Here is an 18,882-nt window from a genome sequence, read left to right as displayed (position 1 = left end):
TGCCGCGCCCTGATAGTGTTGGCTTAACCCTTGGCGGTGCGGATGGATTTGTCCACATCGTAGAACGGCATTTCTTCCGCCGTTGCGGCCAATTCTGTGCCATCTGGCTGCACAACTGTCAGCTTGGTGCCAGCTTTCGCAACTTCTGGCGACAGACGTGCGATTGCGACGGAGTAACCGTTCAGCTCGGAGGACAGACCATAGGTGATCACGCCCACGTCTTTGCCATCCGCATGCACGCGCGCAAACATTTCCATCTGATCCATGCTATCGCTTAGCTTCACGCCGTAAATCTTGAAGCGCTCTTTGCCTTTTGACGCATAGTGGTTCTCGGACCCGATAAAGCCTTCTTTGTCAGGTGAAACTGTAAAGTCGAGGCCCAGCTCCCAGAGCGTGTCGCCACATGTTTCGTTCTCAAACGGGAACGTTTCAGAGTTGTCGCCGGGGTAGAACAGCAGGTAGCTTTCAATGCGCAGCATATCGAGGGTTGAGAACTGCGTCGGGCGCACGCCCATGTCTTTACCAGCTTCAAGGATGCTGTCCCAAAGATGGACGGCGTCTTTCGCTTTGCAGAAAATCTCGTAGCCACGCTCTCCTGTGTAGCCTGTGCGCGAGATCATCACGTCACGGCCATAAAGGCGTGTTTGCATCAAGCCGAAGTAGGCCAAATCACGGATCTCTGGAATTTCTTTGGCAAGCAGATCAACGGCAACCGGACCCTGCAAAGACATATCGTGAAGGTCATCGTCAAAGATCACCGAGCAATTCTTGCCAGCGGCGACTGTCGTGAGTTGCTCCATGCCCGTGCCCGTGCCGTGGACAACCAGCCACGAATTCATCGAGAGGTGATAGATGATGCAATCGTCAATGAACTTGCCCTCAGCGTTCAGCATAGAGGCATAAGTCGAACGACCTGGCGCAATCTTTTCCACGTTACGTGTTGTTGCGCGGTCGATCACGTAAGCAGCGTCTGGGCCGGTGACGTAGACTTTCTTCAGACCGGACACATCCATCAGACCCGCTTTGGTGCGGATCGCTTCATAGTCAGCTTTTGCGCGCTCTGGTGTGTGATCGTAGAACCAAGCGGTGCCCATGCCGTTCCAGTCTTCCAACTCGCCGCCAATTTCTGCGTGACGGTGTGCAAGCGCGGAGCGTCTCCAAAGAATAGCCATCTAAAATATCCCTGTCTGTTGTGAGTCTTGTTTTATCGTATTCAGCCCGACACGGGTGCAAAAAGCAACATTGCGATTAAACTTTTTTTCCTGACAGGCAATAAAAACGAAAAGGGGAGCCAACTATGGCCCCCCAATTCAAGGTTTTATCAAGATTTACTTGTCGAATTTTTTTGCTTTCGCCGTCTCGGAGCGTTGCCCGATCACAAGGACTACGACGCAAGCCACCATCGCAAGGAACGTTGTAATGCCTGGCAGGGCAGTGCCCCAACCGATAAACATGGCACCGTCAACAACGCTCCAGGAGGCTTCAGAATATGGAAACATGTGTTTCTCCTTTTCAGTGTTGTTTGATTATTCAGCAGGCGTGATGGGTGCGTCACGGCCCCACTCAGGATAGCCTGCCGCTGGAACTTTCACTGCATCCATACCTGCAATCTCGGCACCTTCACGGACACGCAGCATGCCGCACATCTTGAGGATGAGCGAAACAACGTAGCCCGGCACAAAGCCCAGCAAGAAGAACACGATTGCGCCAACGATTTGACCTATCAGGCTGATCGTAGGGGCGTTCTCGATTGCCAACGCTGGAAAACCAGAGGCCCAGACACCCAGCATTATCAAGCCATATAGACCGATTGTGCCGTGCACCGTGACCGCGCCTACCGCATCGTCGATGCCGCGCTTCTCAAGGAAGTCAGCACATGGCTTGAGGATCAAGCCAGCAGACAAAGCAATCAGGAAGGCATGCGCAGGGTAGTAGATATCCAGACCAGAGGCCGTGGAAATAATACCCGCAAGTGCGCCAGACATCATCCAGAACGGATCACGTGTGAACAGCCAGCTGCCAATGATGCCACCCGCAACACCCATCAGGATGTTGAAAGACAAGGAACCCAGCGTGATAGGCGTGCCATAGATCGTTGCGAACTTGTCTGGGAACCAGCTCCACGCCTCACCCGGAGGCACAACACAAGCCATCAAGAAGCCCCAGAAACCGACGATGATGAGCATCAGACCCACAACAGTCAGAGGCATATTGTGCCCCGGAATGTGGTTGGCAGTGCCATCTGCGTTGAATTTGCCGATCCGTGGCCCAAGGTTGACGAGAACGCCAAGCGCAAAGAAACCAGCAACCGCGTGGACAAGGCCCGCCGCGCCAAAGTCGTGTACGCCCCACTGTGTGACCAACCAGCCATCTGCATGCCAGCCCCAAGCCGCCGCAACGACCCAAGCGAAGGAGCCAAGCACAACCGCGAGGATGATAAATCCAACCGTTTGAATGCGCTCAATCACCGCGCCAGACATAATGGATGCCGTCGTGCAGGCGAACAGCGCAAACGCACCAAAGAATACACCGGAAATGTTATCCGCGATATTCGGACCCATGTATTGCGCCGACTCACCCCAGCCCCAAGCGATAGAATTCGCATATTCAATGCCAGAGATGCCCATCGGACCTGCTTCACCGGGAATACCTGTGGGGAAACCGAAATAGACCCACCAACCAAAGAAGTAGAATGTCGGGATCATAAACGCGAAAGCGAGAATGTTCTTAACACCCGACGACAACACGTTCTTGAGTCGCGAAGCGCCCATTTCATACGCAAGAAATCCCGCATGGATGATGATCATCAGCGGAATTGTCAGATAATAATATGTCTCGGCAAACACGGTGTTGGTGACTTTCGCACCCCCGCTTGCCGCTTCAAGCTCTGCCACTTTGGCAACAAGCTCTGCGATTTGGTCTTCCACGTTTAGGACTCCCCTATTAGCTGTCGTTTTTTGGCGCACTCCAGTCGTGAATGCTGGATGCTCACGGGCAATCAAACATGAGAATCGCGTTTTGCCTAGTATTTTTTGCCTTAAGTGAAAAAAAGTTTCCTAACAGTTGAGCCGCAAAATAATTGCTGCTAGCGTCTGAGTCGGATGCCGTGTGCCATGCGGCTGTTACTCGAGGGATTTCACTATGTGCGGGATTGTTGGTCTTTTCCTAAAAGACAAATCGCTAGAACCTGAGCTGGGCAATATGCTTACCTCAATGTTGATCACTATGACGGATCGTGGCCCTGATAGTGCAGGCATTGCGATTTATGGTGATGAAACAAAAGGTTCATCAAAGATGACGGTGCAATCTGATGCGCCTGAATTGGAGTTCGCAGGCCTTGATAGCGCGCTCTCGGATGCGCTCGGCGGGACTGTTTCAATGGACGTCATCAGTACGCATGCGGTTCTCTCTATTCCTGCGGGCAACTTTGAAAAAGCGCGCACAGCCTTGAACGAGATCCGCCCGAATGTGCGCATCATGAGCCGTGGCGACACGCTTGAGATCTACAAGGAAGTGGGCCTGCCCAAAGACGTGGCTGCGCGATTCAACGTCACCTCAATGAGCGGAACTCATGGAATTGGCCACACACGCATGGCGACGGAATCGGCGATCACGACCATGGGCGCGCATCCGTTCAATACGGGCGACGATCAATGCTTGGTGCACAACGGATCGCTCTCTAACCACAATTCTTTGCGCCGCAAGCTGCGCCGCGAAGGCATTCATATTGAAACAGAAAACGACACAGAGGTGGGCGCGGCTTACCTCACTTGGAAGATGCGCGAAGGGGCGACTTTGGGCGAAGCGCTTGAAAGCTCGCTCGATGATCTCGACGGTTTCTTCACTTTCCTCGTTGGTACCAAAGACGGCTTTGGCGTCGTGCGCGACCCGATTGCCTGCAAGCCCGCAGTCATGGCCGAAACCGATCAATATGTGGCGTTCGGATCAGAGTACCGCGCTTTGGTAAATCTCCCCGGTATTGAGGAGGCTCGCGTTTGGGAGCCAGAACCCGCAACCGTCTATTTCTGGAGCCACAATGCGGCCCCGACCAGCACAGAGAAGGCAGCGTAAATGCAAACAGTCGATTTACAAGAAATGGGTCTGCGCGGCGTGAACGCGGCGCTGCACGCACAGTCGGATGATACCAACCAGACGGCGTGGACGATTGAAAACGCCAAAGGCGCGCATGCGATTGCTTGTGGCCTTGATGCGCCGATTGAGGTCACTGTCAAAGGCTCCACCGGTTACTATTGCGCCGGTATGAACCAACAAGCGACAGTCAATATTCACGGCTCAGCGGGCCCAGGGACGGGCGAAAACATCATGTCAGGCAAGATCGTCATTGAAGGCGATGCGAGCCAATATTTGGGCGCAACGGGTCATGGCGGCTTGATCGTGGTCAAAGGCAATGCGTCCTCGCGCTGTGGTATTTCGATGAAAGGCGTGAACATCGTGGTTCAAGGCAACATCGGCCACATGTCTGCGTTTATGGGTCAATCTGGCAACCTCGTAGTGTGCGGTGACGCTGGCGACGCACTTGGTGATAGCTGCTATGAGGCACGTTTTTTCGTGCGTGGCTCGGTGAAAAGCCTTGGCGCTGATTGTGAGAAAAAAGAGATGCGCGAAGAGCATCTGACGCTTTTGCAGGGCCTTTTGGATGAAGCAGGTATCGACGCCGATCCTAAAGACTTCACACGCTACGGTTCTGCCCGCAATCTCTACAACTTCGACGTCGACAACGCTGCGGCGTATTAAGGATACCAACGATGAAAACACACGACGCAAAAGGTATCCCGCACACGTCCCCGCGACAGTCGGCGACCTTCACACAAGACATCAACTCCGACATCCGTCGCGCGGCTGCGACGGGCATTTACGACATCAGGGGCGGGGGCGCAAAGCGCAAAGTGCCAAGCTTTGATGATCTCTTGTTCATGGGCGCATCGATCTCGCGTTATCCGCTCGAAGGCTACCGCGAGAAGTGCGACACGAACGTCACTATCGGCGGGTTGAACGCCTCTAACCCAATTGAGCTCGATATCCCTGTGACCATCGCAGGTATGTCATTCGGTGCTTTGTCCGGTCCCGCGAAAGAAGCGCTGGGTCGCGGCGCGTCCATGGCAGGCACGTCCACCACAACTGGTGACGGTGGCATGACACCTGAAGAGCGCGGGCATTCTGACAAGTTGGTCTATCAGTACTTGCCCTCCCGCTACGGCATGAACCCCAATGATTTACGCAAGGCGGATGCGATTGAGATTGTCGTCGGTCAAGGCGCGAAACCTGGTGGCGGCGGTATGTTGTTGGGTCAGAAAATTTCTGACCGTGTAGCGCATATGCGTAACCTGCCTAAGGGTATTGATCAGCGTTCTGCCTGTCGTCACCCTGATTGGACGGGTCCTGATGATCTTGAGATCAAGATTTTGGAACTACGCGAAATCACAGGTTGGAAAGTGCCGATTTACGTTAAAGTCGCTGGTGCGCGACCCTACTATGACGTCACTTTGGCGGTCAAAGCGGGCGCAGATGCAATCGTTCTGGACGGTATGCAAGGCGGTACAGCAGCGACGCAGGATGTGTTCATCGAGCACGTGGGTCAGCCGACATTGGCTATCATTCGTCCCGCGGTTCAAGCGCTCCAAGACCTTGGCATGCACCGCAAAGTGCAATTAATCCTGTCGGGTGGTATCCGCTCTGGCGCGGATGTGGCTAAAGCGATGGCGCTTGGCGCAGACGCTGTTGCAATCGGCACCGCAGCATTGATCGCTTTGGGTGACAATGATCCAAAGTGGGAAGCGGAGTACAACGCACTTGGCACGACGGCAGGGGCTTATGATGACTGGCACGAGGGGCAAGACCCTGCAGGCATCACGACGCAAAACCCTGAATTGATGAAGCGGTTCGATCCGATTGAAGGCGGTCGCCGCTTGCGCAACTACCTCAAAGTGATGACGCTTGAGGCGCAAACGATTGCGCGTGCTTGCGGCAAGAACCATCTACACAACCTAGAACCAGAAGATCTGGTCGCGCTGACAATGGAAGCGGCGGCGATGGCCAAAGTGCCGCTTTGCGGCACCGATTGGTATCCCGGCAAGCCCGGAACTGGTTACTAGGACATGAAACGAAGGCGCGGACAGCACATGGCACGCGCCTTTTTTGAATTCGAATAAAAGACGACAGGGACAAAAAAATGACAGTTGATCTGGCAAGATTCGCCGAAGAGAACGGCGTAAAATACTTCATGATTTCATTCACCGATCTTTTTGGCGGTCAACGCGCAAAATTGGTGCCGGCTCGCGCGATTGCGGATATGCAAGAAGACGGCGCAGGATTTGCAGGGTTCGCCACTTGGCTTGATTTGACGCCCGCGCACCCTGACATGCTGGCGGTTCCGGACCCTGATGCGGTGATCATCCTGCCGTGGAATAAGGAAATCGCATGGGTCCCAGCGGATTGCGTGATGGAAGGCGAACCAGTTGAGCAAGCGCCACGAAACGTGTTGCGCAAGCTGATTGCCGAAGCCGCCGAAGAGGGCATGCACGTCAAAACAGGCATCGAGGCTGAGTTCTTCCTGCTCACACCCGAAGGCGACCAAATCAGCGATAGCTTCGATACGGCCGCGAAACCTTGTTACGATCAACAAGCGTTTATGCGTCGCCTTGATGTGATCCGCGAGATTTCGGATCATATGCTCGATCTTGGTTGGAACCCTTATCAGAATGACCACGAGGATGCGAATGGTCAGTGGGAGATGAACTGGGATTTCGATGATGCGCTTAAGACGGCTGACAAGCACAGTTTCTTCAAGTTTATGACCAAATGCGTTGCTGAAAAGCATGGCTACCGTGCGACGTTCATGCCTAAGCCGATTGAGGGCCTGACTGGCAATGGCTGTCACGCGCACGTCTCAGTTTGGGATGCGGCTGGTGATGCGTCCACAAAGAATGTCTTCGCGATGGAGGCCAACGACAGCAGCCAAACCGCAGAACTTGGTTTGTCTGAGCAAGGCCGTCATTTTCTTGGGGGCATCATGAAGCACGCCAGCGCGCTTGCGGCGATTACCAATCCGACGGTGAACAGCTACAAACGCATCAACGCGCCGCGCACGATGTCTGGCGCGACCTGGGCTCCCAATACGGTGACGTGGACAGGCAACAACCGTACGCACATGGTGCGCGTTCCCGGTCCAGGCCGTTTTGAACTTCGCCTGCCAGATGGCGCGGTGAATCCCTATTTGTTGCAGGCTGTGATCATTGCAGCGGGTCTGTCCGGTGTGCGCTCCAAAGCGGATCCGGGCAAGCGTCACGACATTGATATGTACGCGGAAGGTCATTTGATCACAGATGCGCCAAAGCTGCCTTTGAATATGCTCGATGCGATGCGCGAGTATGACAAGGACGAGGGGCTCAAGGCTGCGATGGGTGAAGAGTTTTCGCGCAGCTATCTCAAGATGAAGATGCAGGAATGGGATTCCTTCGTGTCGTATTTCTCTCAGTGGGAGCGCGATAACACGCTCGATATTTAAAAACGGACCTGCGTGCAAACCACGCAGATCACATACATTTACGTTTAACAATGGAGAATTACATGACCAAACGCGTCGCCATCATCGGTGCAGGTCCATCAGGATTGGCACAATTGCGAGCCTTTCAATCTGCCGCTGAAAAAGGCGCTGAGGTGCCTGAAATCGTTTGCTTTGAAAAGCAATCCAACTGGGGCGGTTTGTGGAATTACACGTGGCGCACCGGCCTAGATCAATATGGTGAACCAGTTCACGGCTCCATGTATCGTTATTTGTGGTCGAATGGCCCAAAAGAGGGGTTGGAATTTGCGGATTACTCGTTCGAGGAACATTTCGGCAAACAGATCGCCTCTTATCCGCCGCGTGCGGTGCTGTTCGACTATATCGAGGGCCGCGTGAAAAAGGCGGGCGTGCGCGATCAGATCCGTTTTGAAACGGCTGTACGCTGGGTGCAGAAGAGCGATGCAGGTTTTGACGTGACTGTCTGCGATTTGCCCAATGATCGTACCTATACGGAAAGTTTTGATCATGTGATCGTCGCTTCTGGTCACTTCAGCACGCCAAATGTACCACAGTTTGACGGGTTCGAGAGCTTTAAAGGACGCGTTCTACACGCTCATGATTTCCGCGATGCGATGGAGTTTGCAGGCAAGGATGTGCTGATTGTTGGTACATCCTATTCTGCGGAAGATATCGGCTCGCAACTTTGGAAGTATGGTGCAAAGACAATCACGGTTAGCCATCGTACCGCGGCGATGGGCTATGATTGGCCAGACAACTGGCAAGAGGTGCCGCTTCTCACGAAGGTTGATGGAAATACTGCGCACTTCAAGGATGGGGCTACGAAAGACATTGATGCGGTAATTCTGTGTACGGGTTACAAGCATCACTTCCCCTACATGCCTGATGACTTGCGCTTGCAAACGGCGAACCGCTTGGCGAGCGCAGATCTCTATAAGGGGGTCGCTTATGTGCCAGAGCCAGATTTGTTCTATCTTGGCATGCAGGATCAATGGTTCACGTTCAATATGTTTGATGCGCAAGCTTGGTACGTACGTGATGTGATCATGGGACGCCTCGCGATACCTGATCTCGTTGCGCGTCAGGCTGATGTTGCAGATCGTGTGGCGCGCGAAGATGCAGGCGAGGATGACTATGATGCGATCTGGTATCAAGGTGATTACATCAAGGAATTGATCGCGGATACCGATTACCCGAGCTTTGATGTTGAGGGCGCGTGCCAAGCGTTCAAAGAGTGGAAAGGGCACAAGAAGAAAGACATTATGACCTTCCGCAACAACGCTTACAAATCGGTCATCACTGGCACGATGGCCCCAATCCATCACACGCCATGGAAAGATGCGCTGGACGATAGTTTGGAAGTTTACCTGCAAAATTAAGCGATTTGACGATTGCTAAGAGACAGGGACTTCGGTCCCTGTTTTCGTTTGAGCATTCCCTTTGCGACGCTACCGGCTGCATGAATGGCGTGAAATGGCGTGATAATCGGGGATTCTGGTTGCACTGTTAATAGAGCCTGAAGGCGCGAGGAACATGTGTGATGACCCAAACTCATTTAGAAATTGCTTTGAAAGAGCTCAGAACGCTTCACAGCACGCATGCAGAGTTGAGTGTTTTTTGTCCTTTTCCAGATGATGTGACGCGTCAACCGCTTGCACCCTATTCCATTCCTGCGACAAAGCTTTTCGCGATGCAAGACGGCTTGGACGCCAGCGCGTATCCAGATCTGCGCGATGCGCTTCGCGGGCTCGGATCTGACATGCTGTGGCGCGAAACCTACAAGGATAGTGATACAGATCCGGACTTCATGAACCGCTTTGGCTGTTATGAGATCATCGGACGCGATGCGCCGTTTGCATCAAAGAAGATGCGTAGTTTTTTGGTCTTTCAGCCACCGCATTTGCACTATCCTTGGCATCATCATCCCGCAGAAGAAATCTATGTGGTGATCGCGGGCGAGGCAGAGTTTCATCTGCAAGGCGCGCCATCACAAACGCTGCAATCCGGTCAATCCGCGTTTCATCCAAGCGGTACAGCACATGCGCTAACCAGTCATGCGCATCCTGTGATGGCTTATGTGGTGTGGCGCGATGATTTTGATGTTGCCCCTGTTTGGTCGGAGAGATGATGCCAGGTTAGCGCCGTGTTCCGGCTGTTTCCCAATCCTCAACATCGTTAACTAGGATATCAGCGACGCGGCGAAATACTGTGTTCAAACGATCTGCCAGAGTGTCCTCATGACCTTCGTCACTAAGCGCTTGCGACATACAGAGCACCCAATTGTCCGCGTCTTCTTTCCTGATCGGAACATGAGCGTGCATGAGTTTCACATCCATATGCCCATGTTTTTCTTTGTAATGCTGCCGCCCGCCCATGAAGCCCGAGAGAAAGTTAAACTGTTCAACACGTGCATGATCAACGCCATGTCCGCGTGCGTGCAAGCGGCGCAGGTTTGAGCCTTCGGGCAGGGTTTCGACCAGATCATAGAAATGTTCTACCAAGTCGCGCAGGGAGGCTTCGCCGCCAATGTCATCAAGCATGCTCATGGGGATTATCGTGCACCGCGCTCGTTTGTGCGTCGTTGATACAGATCAAACCGCCATATCATTCGCAAAAATTCGGTAGGTTTGCACTTTCGTCTAAACGTAAGAACACCAGCGTTTGATTTAGGGTTGCTTTGTCTTTGAGCGAAAGACTGAGAGTATTTTCTGGCGTGCAGAATTGCTTTTGCTCAAAGCTGTCGGGGTGGTTCACGATATCGCCTGCACCGGTCATTTCGCGCGCTGAGAAACAGTTTGAAAGGGTGGCATCCAAACGCTCCAATGCCAATTGCGCGTCGGCTGAGCGGTATTCATACATTGCGTAACAGAATGAGCTGGTTTTGCCGTTCTGCATCAACGCGGCCGCACATATCACTTCGCGCGAGGTGTCTTGTGTCAAATATGTACTGATGCCATCGCGCGTGTTTAGTTGTGCTTCTAACGCATCACATGTCTGCGCATATGCAGGCATTGCCATAGCGAGAAACACAAAAGTGGCGCTACTCTTCATCAAGCTGTTCGCCTTGCTCGACACGAAACGGGGTCGGTGGGGTGGCTTTGCTCACCCAAAAATAAACTCCAACATATTCCATGACATACCAGCCCTCCCAAGCATCATCCTTGGGCCAAATACTTTGGTATTCGTCGCGGCTTGCGTCAACGCGCCATTCGCCGCGTGCAGATCGCGCGCCATCTTGTGCGTATATCGTGACACCATCGCCGCCAAAGTATTGGCGATAACCTACGCCGTCCCATTTGCCGACGGCCGTGTTGCCACTCAGCAAATCCGTGATTTGCGCTGCCGTCAGTTTTACTGATTGAGCGTTAGCTATGTTGGCAAGGAGGAGCAGCGCGCAAGCTGCGAGTGCGCGGATCATGAACGTGGCCGCTCTTTCTTGGGATCATAGGCTGCTGTTGCGCCGGTGATCACTGCGGGCAGACGCTTTTGATGGCCGTCAAGTTTGCCAACTTCAAGCGCCGTGCCAACGGCTGAATGCGCCACATCAACCCGCGCCATGGCGATGTTTTTACCCAACAGGGGTGAGCGCATGGAAGACGTGACCTCGCCAATCTGCGCACGGCCTACATGGATGCAATCACCGTGCTCTACGTCGACATTGCTGTCGATCTCAAGGCCCACTAGCTTGCGCGCAGGGGTTTCCTTGCGGCGGATCAATGCATCGCGGCCAATGAAATCATCCGTCTTAGATTTCAGTGGTACGGTAAAGCCAATACCTGCTTCAAATGGGTCGGTTTGATCGGAGAAGTCGTAGTCGGCGAAGATCAGTCCCGCCTCGATGCGCACCATATCAAGAGCCTCGAGCCCCATTGGTTTGATGCCATGCTCTTGACCCGCATCCCAGATCGCTTGCCAAATCTCGGCGCAATCTTTGGGGTGGCACATGACTTCATAGCCAAGCTCGCCCGTGTAACCTGTGCGCGAGACAACAAACGGTGTACCGCTTTCATCGTTGAGGCGGGCAGGGGTGTGGCGGAACCACTCAAGTTGTTCGAACTCTGGGTTATGCGGTGCAGTCCAGACGATCTTTTTCAGCAAGTCGCGGGACTCTGGCCCTTGCACAGCGACGTTGTGAAGCTGGTCCGTGGATGAGCGTACCATCACCTTAAGACCAAGTTTATCGGCTTGCTCGCGCAGCCACTCTCCGCCGTAGTCATTGCCACCAATCCAGCGGAAATTGTCTTTGCCAAGGCGGAAGACTGTACCGTCGTCGATCATGCCGCCGTGCTCGTAACACATGGCTGTGTAGACGACGCCACCAATCGCGAGTGTCTTCATGTTGCGAGTGAATACGTATTGGCAAAGCGCTTCAGCGTCAGGGCCGGTGATTTCGAACTTGCGTAGTGGCGAAAGATCCATGATCACGCATTTCTGACGGCATGCGTGGTATTCCTCGATGGGGCCAGCGGCGGCGTAGCAATTGGCGAGCCAATAGCCGTTGTATTCAATGAAATTGCGCGTGTGCTGGGCGAATTTGTCGTGAAAGCCGGTCTGTTTGGTCATTTTATATTCCGCGTCAGGTGTGGGGCGATAGGCGACTGAGCGTTGGAATGTCTCTTCGCCAGAATAGGTACGCACGTGGATGTCGCTGGGGTTCCAGCCGTTCGCGGCCGTAGTGTCATCGGGACAGGCGGAACTGACGCAGACGATGTCGGTAAGCGCGCGCAGTAGCACGTAGTCACCGGGGCGCGACCAAGGTTCATCGGCGTACATAACGCCGTGATCATCAAGGCCGGTGTTAAAAAAGAAATTGATCGCCATCCAACCTTTGCGCGCAGCCACGTTGAATTTGGATAGCGCGTGATTGAAGTTGTCAGAACAATTGATGTGACCGGGATAGCCGATGTCGTCATAATATTTTGCAGAGCAGGCGAGCGCAAAGGCGTCGTGACGTCCGCATGTGTCTTGCACCACTTCGACTAGCGGGACCATTTCTTGATCATAGTATTTCGCGTGTAGGCCCGGCATCGGATAGGCATGACCCATCAATGTGCGCGTGGTTGTGACGTCGAGTGCATGTTCAATTCCCTTGTCGAGCTTGCGCGCCGAGAAGCATTCAAAGTCAGTGCATTGGCGACCATCAACATCGAGGATTTGAATGTAATCACCAGCTTTGACGAAATAGGCTTCAGCCGTTTGACTATGAACGCGAATGTCTGCGAGGGGATCGGCCAGTGGTGTTGGTAATTCAAAGCGCGTGTGCGGTAGAAGCTTGGCGCGTGTGACCATCAACGTAAGGGGTGTTGAAGTATTTTGCGCTTCCAAGTCCATCGGTCCACCGGGGGCCGCGACAATCAATGTGGCCTCAGCCGAAACGGAAAAGCTCTCTGAGGTGCCAGCAGGTGTATCCGCGCCAAAGAGTGTGATTGCACCTGTCTGCGCCAGATCAATAGAACGGGCATCAAGCCCCATCCGGAGACCGCGCAAAGATTGATCGGAACTTGTGAGCAACGCTTTGAGACCATCCGCAAGCGCGCTACTGGTCTGCCCTAGAATTTCTGGCGACAACGTGCCGGATGCGTCTGCGATAACGATTTCGCAAGGTTGTCCACCTTCGTCATTGGTGATTGTAAACGTATCGCCTGCTTGAACCGGAACAAGGATTGCACCTGCGCCCTCGACTACATAGCGTTCGGTTCCGGGGGGCAACGAAAATACCTTCGGTTCTATGATTACGCTCGGTTTTGGCGGGCCAGGTCGGACCAGTGGATAGTCATCAAGCATTGCCGTCTCCCATCCGACAGACATTTGCATCTGTGGAATAAATGTTTAACGGTGAGAATAATATCAAAATGAAAGAGTCGGCAAATGAAATCGGAGCAAACCTGTGAGTAACCATCAGATTAACTTTGTCGGCTGGATATTGTTCGTGATTTCGGCTGTCGGCTTTTGCATTGCGAGTATCGGCAGCTTTTGGGCAATGTTTGGCAGCGTCTTCTTTTTGGTCGCGTGTCTGGTCTTCATGATCCCGTTTTTCAGGTCTGATAAATGAGTGCTCTCACGCTCGGGTTGATCGCTGCAGTCATGTGGGGCGTGCATGATGTTTGTGTACGTTTCGTGAGCCAGAAAACCCCGTTGATGGCATCGCTGCTAACGGTCTTGGTCGTGGGAACTGTGTTTCATTTGATCGTGATGGGAGCGCAGCAAAGCGCGGTTTTACCAGATCGTTCGGTGATGGGGATATCGACGCTGTCAGGCGTATTGTTCTTAATGGCGAGTCTCGGGCTTTATGGCGCATTTCAACGTGGTCCGGTCAAACTGGTCTCACCGATTATCGCGAGCTATCCGGTTTTGTCGCTCGCGTGGGCAGCTTGGCACGGGGCGCACATATCGGTTCTACAATGGGGTGCTGTGCTGTTGATCATCCTCGGGGTATCGCTGGTGGCTGCGCTTTCAGATCACAGTGACGAAGAGGTGCCGTCAATCGGCAAGACTATTGCGTTCTCGGTGTTGGCGGCTATCGGATTCGCGGGCACGTTCGCCTTAGGTCAGATGGCCAGCGCACACTCAGGGGAGTTGCCGGTGACTTTGGTGACACGCAGTGTGGCTATCGCCTTGCTTATTCTCGGTATGATCGCGCTGAAATTACCGTTTTGGCCGGGCCACGCAGCATTGCCTGTGTTGGCGGTGATGGGGGTTGCGGATGGGATTGCGTTGCTGATGATCAATTCGGCAGGGCATTTGCCCGATGCGCAATATGCGTCAGTTGCAAGTTCGATGTTTGGATTGCTTACAATCGTTTTCGCGTGGATTTTCCTGAAAGAACGGCTGAGTACTTTGCAATGGTTTGGCTGCCTCATTGCCTTTGCAGGGATCGGATATCTAGCGCTTTGAGCGGATTTTCTTGGGGCTAGCGCCATATTGCTTTTTGATCGCTTCATTGAGCGAACTGCTTGAGCTAAAACCTGTCGCTACAGCGATTTCGACCATCGAGAGTTGGGTTTCTTCAATCAACGCTCGTGCCTTCTTGGTACGCAATTGTTTGTAAAAGCGCGCAGGCGTTTGATCGAAGACCTCTTTGAAGATGCGCTCTAGATGCCGTGTGGACACGCAGACTTCTTGTGCAAGTTCATAAACGTTCAAAGGCTGATCGAGCGAGCCTTCCATAATCTCGACCGCGCGCTTGAGGCGACCATCTGAAAGTGCGGGCATAAGCGCGATGTCATTTGGTTGCTCAGATTGCGGGGAACGTAGAACATGCAGCATCAGACGATTGCCAAGTTCGGCCGCGTCGGCTGTGCTCAGGTAGGGCGCGATATGGGCAATCATCAGTTCCATCGTCGCACCGCTGCCTGCGGCGGTGGTGATACCCGCAGATATTTCTGACAGGCTGTTGGTCAATTTCGGATGATGGCCAGTTTCTTTTAGTGAAAGCGCGTCGTGCCAATGTGTTGTGACCTTACCCACAGGAGATTTGGTGCGCGCGATATAAGCGGTTGCAGCGTCTGAAAGCAACGCGACGGAGCGACCCAAGCGGCGCATTTGATGCAAGCGTGGCAACCAAGCCGCCTCGCGCCCGCTACGCCCACCAACGACAAACAGCATATCTGCTAGCTCATGATCCTGCACCACAGGTTCCGCGCGCACAATCATCCCGCATTTTCCGGTCAAAAGACCCGGCGTTTCAGAGACGTAGCGCCAGCTGAACATAACCTCGCCCAGCATTTCGTTTGCGCAGCTTAGCACCTGCGCAATGGCTGCTGTTTCAAATTCGCAAAAACCACGCCCGACATAGATCTCAATCGATCGACGCACGAGGCTGTTTTCTGTGGCGGCCTTGTCCTTTACGGGTAGGGCTGGCGTAGACGCTTTTATGGGCATGGCATGGTGCACGTTTTACTCGATCCAGCCGGCAGCAATCTGGCGCTTGTGCGCGACAATCGCGTTGCGGATCAGAATGGCAACGGTCACAGGGCCAACGCCCCCAGGCACAGGAGTAACCCAGCCTGCAACCTCTGTCACAGCTTCGGTTTGCACATCGCCAACGATCTTGAAATTGCCGTTCTTATCTTGGATCTGGTTGATGCCGATATCAATCACCGCAGCCCCTGGTTTGATCATTTCAGGGCCTAGAAATCCTGCGATTCCAACGGCAACAACAACCACATCGGCGCGGCGTGAGTGCATCGCAACAGAACGCGTAAAATGGTGGCACACAGTGACAGTTGCGCCTTCCGCCATAAGCATCATCGCGGCGGGTTTACCAACGATCTCGGAATGGCCGATCATCACAACCTCCAGGCCTTCAAGTGTGAGGCCCGTTTCCTTGATCAATTCAACACTCGCCGCAGCGGTACACGGTGCAAGGGCGACGTCGGAATAGACGATATTACCGATAGAGGCAGGGTTCATCCCTTCAACGTCTTTAAGCGGATGGACTGCAGATTGGAGAGAGCGGATATTGATATGCTCGGGCGCAGGTCGTTGAATAATGATCCCTAGGATTGAGGCGTCATTGTTCATTTGTTGAATGACTTGTTTGGCTTCATTTTGCGTGATGTTTGCATCCCAGTTGACTTGTTCAAAAGGGAGCCCGGCATGCTTTGCCCCGCGCGCTTGGTTGCGCACGTAGACCTCCGTCTCAGGCACATCGCCAATGCAGATCGAGACCAAGCGGCCAAGCGCGTGTTGTTTTTCAGTATATTTTTTGCACTCTCTGAGGATGTCGGTCGCAACCTTGCGCCCATCGATGAGGCGATGATCAGGGGTGGCAGCAGTCATTTTGTGTCTTTCGTATTGGCTGAGGCATTGGCTCATAAGTTTGCATTTTATGCAACAAATATTCTTAATAGGAATATTTTATTTATCCAATCAACGGACGTTCTTGGAACTTTTGATTGCTATTGAGAACCTTGTGGCCAATCTTGAGTTATTTTTCCAAGACTAGCGATTTAAACATCATATAAGCTCAAAGAATATATAACGCATTGATATATAACACTTTAAAAGTTATTTATCATGATTTGAGGCTTTTGTGAAAAGTCTTCATGACCGCTGGCATATGGGTGGTCGTGCGCCGCAACCATCATAACAAAGGTGTGTTTTTGCCACTATGAGCTTCCAACATCTCTGCAGAACTATGCGTCGCATTCGAACTGGAGGCCGGTATACCGATCCTTAAGTTCTATAGCTTCTCAGCAAAAGCCGCCATTGAATAAGTCTGTAGCAATTTTGCGCTTTGTCCCGCAGAGCCGACCTAATTCTCAACAAAACCAACTGCAGCTGTGAGTCAGCAGGGAGGGTAGTCTTGTGAGGGGTTGGCTGTGTTTTTATCACTTTTTCATATTCTGATAATAGACATTATGTAATATAATAGCGATTGAACTGATTTGAATCGCCTAAAAACCCTGGATTAGCATGTCGATTGCGGACGTGACCTTTTCAAACTCTTCATCAAGCTTTCCAACTGAGACCTTGAGAATACTGGTTGGGACAGCCGCCATAAACTGCGTTACCATAACGACTGGTTGATTTTCGAAATCAAAAATCGGGTTGAGCCGTGTTGCAGGCTTCGGTGCGCTGGATGCTGGCAGCAATGGCACGACGACCCTGGTGTTGAGATCACTCAGAAGATCCGTTTGGACATCCAAAAGATAACCAACACCAGACGGGTTGGGAAATACGTCATACTTAGGCATCAGAACTGACGGTAACGATCAAGCAGCAATCCGTACTTTTCGACGTATGCGTTGGAACTTCGGATTGCCGCTGCATTCTCCGCTTTCCATTGCTGCGCCTTGGCTACAGAAACCGCAACTCGAACGCCATCCTCTGCAGCGCGAGATAGGTTCACCTTCAATGCCTTGGCTTCTGTTAGTAAGGAAGTATCCAGCGAGAGATTTGTCGGTTTACGTGTATGAGAATTCATCAAGGTTCCTCCTACATGTGCAGTAGGCCATTAGTATATGCACGTCAATCTTACGCATGAAACATGCGCAACAGCTGTGATTGATGAGGCGATCGCCTACGCGAATATCCTTAACTGCAAAGCCGTGCATGTCATGGTGGGCTTTGCTGCTAGTGCCGATGCGCGCGATCTTCGTGAAGAACCTCACATTTGCCTGCCCCCAAGCAGCGCTAAGCGGCGTAATCCTTCTAATCGAGCCGTTGAACAAATATGACGCACCGGGGTATTTCCTGAGCAAAACCGATCAAGCGCTAGAGATTATCAAAGAGGTCGACGCACCAAACCTCAAGCTCATGTTTGATTGCTATCATGTGCAACTGATGGAAGGTGATTTGACTCACAAGCTTGACGACTTGTTGCCTCACATCGGTCATATCCAGTTCGCATCTGTCTCGGATCGTGCGCCACCTAACAGCGGTGAGGTGAACTACGACCACATCTTGGATGTGATAGCACCGCTTGGTTATGACGCACCGCTGGGCGCTCTGCTCCGACTTTGGCACGATATTCAGAGACGCGGTACGCTGCAACCGGATCAATCGCACCGCCCTGCTCAAAGCGTGCCATGGCAAGGATCGGCTCTACGTCTGTGCGAAACCCGTGTTTCAGCGCATAGATATGTACGGACTCGCGGGACACTTCCTGTAAATTACCCGATTTGGGGTGGAGGAAGTCTTCATGACAAACGAAGAACGAGACATCAGGGCGATGACCGATGATGACATCAAGCAGATCTGCGACCGGCTTAACAACATGCCGCGCAAATGCCTGGGATGGAAGACACCCGCAGAAGTGTTCAGAGAAAAGATGCTAGAGGAGACGGGCCGCAGCCGCTACCTTCAATGGCAATAGGAGTCGCGGTTCAAACATCGCTCTCAGGTTCCATTTATGGGTGTAGTCATCTGCGCTTCGAACGGCTCCTTAGCCGTGCTGCTATTTCATGCTTTTTAATCTCGCGAGATTGGTTCTGATCAAAAGGTGAGCCTTTATTGCCTGAAAGATATATCTTATTTCAATAATATATATCGATAGATACATATCCTAATTAAAGATTATATAAATTACATTTTGATAAATATATTTCGTGAAAGATAAAAACCTGTGGCTGTCGTAAGTTAGCGGTGATTGTCAAAAAATCGACAGCGACATATTTTTGTTCATAAAATTGAATTGTGAAATTATCAAAAAAGTTATGAAGTTTTTGTGAAGTTCATGCTAGCTTCCTTAAGTATCTGTTTTACAATATAAATTTATAAATATCAGGCGTGGTGTCTTGCTGATTTTTCACGTCGAAGAGGCTTTGTTGCACAAATCGGGCACTGTAGGATTCACTGTGTGAATCCAGCGTGATAGCTCGCGGACATGAGCAGTT

Annotated in this window: 19 protein-coding genes and 1 pseudogene; 9 read left to right on the top strand and 11 right to left on the bottom strand. The window is 52.4% G+C overall.

Going from position 1 to position 18,882, the window contains the following annotated elements:
• Positions 1-23: 23 nt before the first annotated feature.
• From ACTG3Z_RS13350 to ACTG3Z_RS13340, 3 genes are all read right to left on the bottom strand, one after another.
• Positions 24-1,172, bottom strand: coding sequence for an aminomethyltransferase family protein (locus ACTG3Z_RS13350; RefSeq protein ID WP_439143558.1), 1,149 nt, complete (start codon positions 1,170-1,172; stop codon positions 24-26).
• Positions 1,173-1,328: 156 nt separating this feature from the next.
• The gene (locus tag ACTG3Z_RS13345; protein ID WP_439143557.1) at positions 1,329-1,499 is read right to left on the bottom strand and encodes a hypothetical protein; all 171 of its coding nucleotides are present in this window, start codon (positions 1,497-1,499) and stop codon (positions 1,329-1,331) included.
• A 27-nt stretch (positions 1,500-1,526) separates the two neighbouring features.
• Positions 1,527-2,927: an ammonium transporter gene (locus ACTG3Z_RS13340; protein WP_439143556.1), complete on the bottom strand. Its 1,401-nt coding sequence runs from the start codon at positions 2,925-2,927 to the stop codon at positions 1,527-1,529.
• Between the two features lie 214 nt (positions 2,928-3,141).
• Here ACTG3Z_RS13340 and ACTG3Z_RS13335 point away from each other — a divergent pair, with 214 nt between their 5' ends.
• The 6 genes from ACTG3Z_RS13335 (at position 3,142) to ACTG3Z_RS13310 (ending at position 9,671) form a co-directional block, all read left to right on the top strand.
• Entirely contained in the window at positions 3,142-4,071 is a 930-nt protein-coding gene (locus tag ACTG3Z_RS13335; protein ID WP_439143555.1) for a class II glutamine amidotransferase, read from the top strand.
• Positions 4,072-4,755, top strand: coding sequence for a protein GlxC (locus ACTG3Z_RS13330; protein ID WP_439143554.1), 684 nt, complete (start codon positions 4,072-4,074; stop codon positions 4,753-4,755). It abuts the gene before it with no gap.
• Positions 4,756-4,766: 11 nt separating this feature from the next.
• Positions 4,767-6,113 carry an FMN-binding glutamate synthase family protein gene (locus tag ACTG3Z_RS13325; RefSeq protein ID WP_439143553.1) on the top strand — a complete coding sequence of 449 codons (1,347 nt, stop codon included), beginning with the start codon at positions 4,767-4,769 and terminating at the stop codon, positions 6,111-6,113.
• A 77-nt stretch (positions 6,114-6,190) separates the two neighbouring features.
• A complete protein-coding gene (glnT, locus tag ACTG3Z_RS13320) occupies positions 6,191-7,525 on the top strand; it encodes a type III glutamate--ammonia ligase (RefSeq protein WP_439143552.1) in 1,335 nt (444 codons plus the stop codon).
• A gap of 62 nt (positions 7,526-7,587) precedes the next feature.
• Positions 7,588-8,922 carry a flavin-containing monooxygenase gene (locus ACTG3Z_RS13315; protein ID WP_439143551.1) on the top strand — a complete coding sequence of 445 codons (1,335 nt, stop codon included), beginning with the start codon at positions 7,588-7,590 and terminating at the stop codon, positions 8,920-8,922.
• Positions 8,923-9,083: 161 nt separating this feature from the next.
• Positions 9,084-9,671, top strand: a complete 588-nt coding sequence (locus ACTG3Z_RS13310) for a dimethylsulfonioproprionate lyase family protein (RefSeq protein WP_439143550.1) — start codon at positions 9,084-9,086, stop codon at positions 9,669-9,671.
• Positions 9,672-9,678: 7 nt separating this feature from the next.
• On the opposite strand, the gene ACTG3Z_RS13305 is transcribed toward ACTG3Z_RS13310, so the two are convergent.
• Genes ACTG3Z_RS13305 through ACTG3Z_RS13290 form a run of 4 tightly spaced genes read right to left on the bottom strand, consistent with a single transcriptional unit; the run spans position 9,679 to position 13,327 of the window.
• The gene (locus ACTG3Z_RS13305; RefSeq protein WP_439143549.1) at positions 9,679-10,089 is read right to left on the bottom strand and encodes a group II truncated hemoglobin; all 411 of its coding nucleotides are present in this window, start codon (positions 10,087-10,089) and stop codon (positions 9,679-9,681) included.
• Between the two features lie 58 nt (positions 10,090-10,147).
• Positions 10,148-10,594 carry a hypothetical protein gene (locus tag ACTG3Z_RS13300; protein ID WP_439143548.1) on the bottom strand — a complete coding sequence of 149 codons (447 nt, stop codon included), beginning with the start codon at positions 10,592-10,594 and terminating at the stop codon, positions 10,148-10,150.
• A complete protein-coding gene (locus ACTG3Z_RS13295) occupies positions 10,584-10,961 on the bottom strand; it encodes a hypothetical protein (protein WP_439143547.1) in 378 nt (125 codons plus the stop codon). The genes ACTG3Z_RS13300 and ACTG3Z_RS13295 overlap by 11 nt, the downstream gene beginning before the upstream one ends.
• Entirely contained in the window at positions 10,958-13,327 is a 2,370-nt protein-coding gene (locus tag ACTG3Z_RS13290; RefSeq protein ID WP_439143546.1) for a DUF1989 domain-containing protein, read from the bottom strand. Before ACTG3Z_RS13290 ends, ACTG3Z_RS13295 begins: the two co-directional genes overlap by 4 nt.
• Before the next feature lie 264 nt (positions 13,328-13,591).
• Between ACTG3Z_RS13290 and ACTG3Z_RS13285 the strand changes: the two genes are divergently transcribed.
• Positions 13,592-14,437: a DMT family transporter gene (locus tag ACTG3Z_RS13285; RefSeq protein WP_439143545.1), complete on the top strand. Its 846-nt coding sequence runs from the start codon at positions 13,592-13,594 to the stop codon at positions 14,435-14,437.
• Here the strand turns inward: ACTG3Z_RS13285 and ACTG3Z_RS13280 are convergent.
• From ACTG3Z_RS13280 to ACTG3Z_RS13265, 4 genes are all read right to left on the bottom strand, one after another.
• Complete coding sequence (locus tag ACTG3Z_RS13280) at positions 14,426-15,424, bottom strand: GlxA family transcriptional regulator (protein ID WP_439143544.1); 999 nt, start codon at positions 15,422-15,424, stop codon at positions 14,426-14,428. The two genes, ACTG3Z_RS13285 and ACTG3Z_RS13280, sit on opposite strands and share 12 nt — an antisense overlap.
• Positions 15,425-15,439: 15 nt before the next feature.
• Positions 15,440-16,324, bottom strand: a complete 885-nt coding sequence (locus ACTG3Z_RS13275) for a bifunctional 5,10-methylenetetrahydrofolate dehydrogenase/5,10-methenyltetrahydrofolate cyclohydrolase (protein ID WP_439143543.1) — start codon at positions 16,322-16,324, stop codon at positions 15,440-15,442.
• 617 nt (positions 16,325-16,941) lie between these two features.
• Positions 16,942-17,241 (bottom strand): CcdB family protein, encoded by a 300-nt coding sequence (locus ACTG3Z_RS13270; RefSeq protein WP_439143542.1) that lies wholly within the window; start codon positions 17,239-17,241, stop codon positions 16,942-16,944.
• Positions 17,241-17,471 carry a type II toxin-antitoxin system CcdA family antitoxin gene (locus tag ACTG3Z_RS13265; protein ID WP_439143541.1) on the bottom strand — a complete coding sequence of 77 codons (231 nt, stop codon included), beginning with the start codon at positions 17,469-17,471 and terminating at the stop codon, positions 17,241-17,243. Before ACTG3Z_RS13265 ends, ACTG3Z_RS13270 begins: the two co-directional genes overlap by 1 nt.
• A gap of 128 nt (positions 17,472-17,599) precedes the next feature.
• Between ACTG3Z_RS13265 and ACTG3Z_RS13260 the strand changes: the two genes are divergently transcribed.
• Together ACTG3Z_RS13260 and ACTG3Z_RS13255 are read left to right on the top strand one after the other, a co-directional pair.
• Positions 17,600-18,229 carry a TIM barrel protein gene (locus ACTG3Z_RS13260; protein ID WP_439143540.1) on the top strand — a complete coding sequence of 210 codons (630 nt, stop codon included), beginning with the start codon at positions 17,600-17,602 and terminating at the stop codon, positions 18,227-18,229.
• 10 nt (positions 18,230-18,239) lie between these two features.
• A pseudogene (locus ACTG3Z_RS13255) lies at positions 18,240-18,362 on the top strand (IS30 family transposase); the annotation flags it as partial.
• Positions 18,363-18,882 lie beyond the last annotated feature (520 nt).

The sequence above is a fragment of the Planktotalea sp. genome (genome assembly GCF_965659345.1).
Classification (GTDB): domain Bacteria; phylum Pseudomonadota; class Alphaproteobacteria; order Rhodobacterales; family Rhodobacteraceae; genus Planktotalea.
Note: the sequence above shows the minus strand (reverse complement) of the source record. Positions and strands in the feature narration are given on the sequence as shown.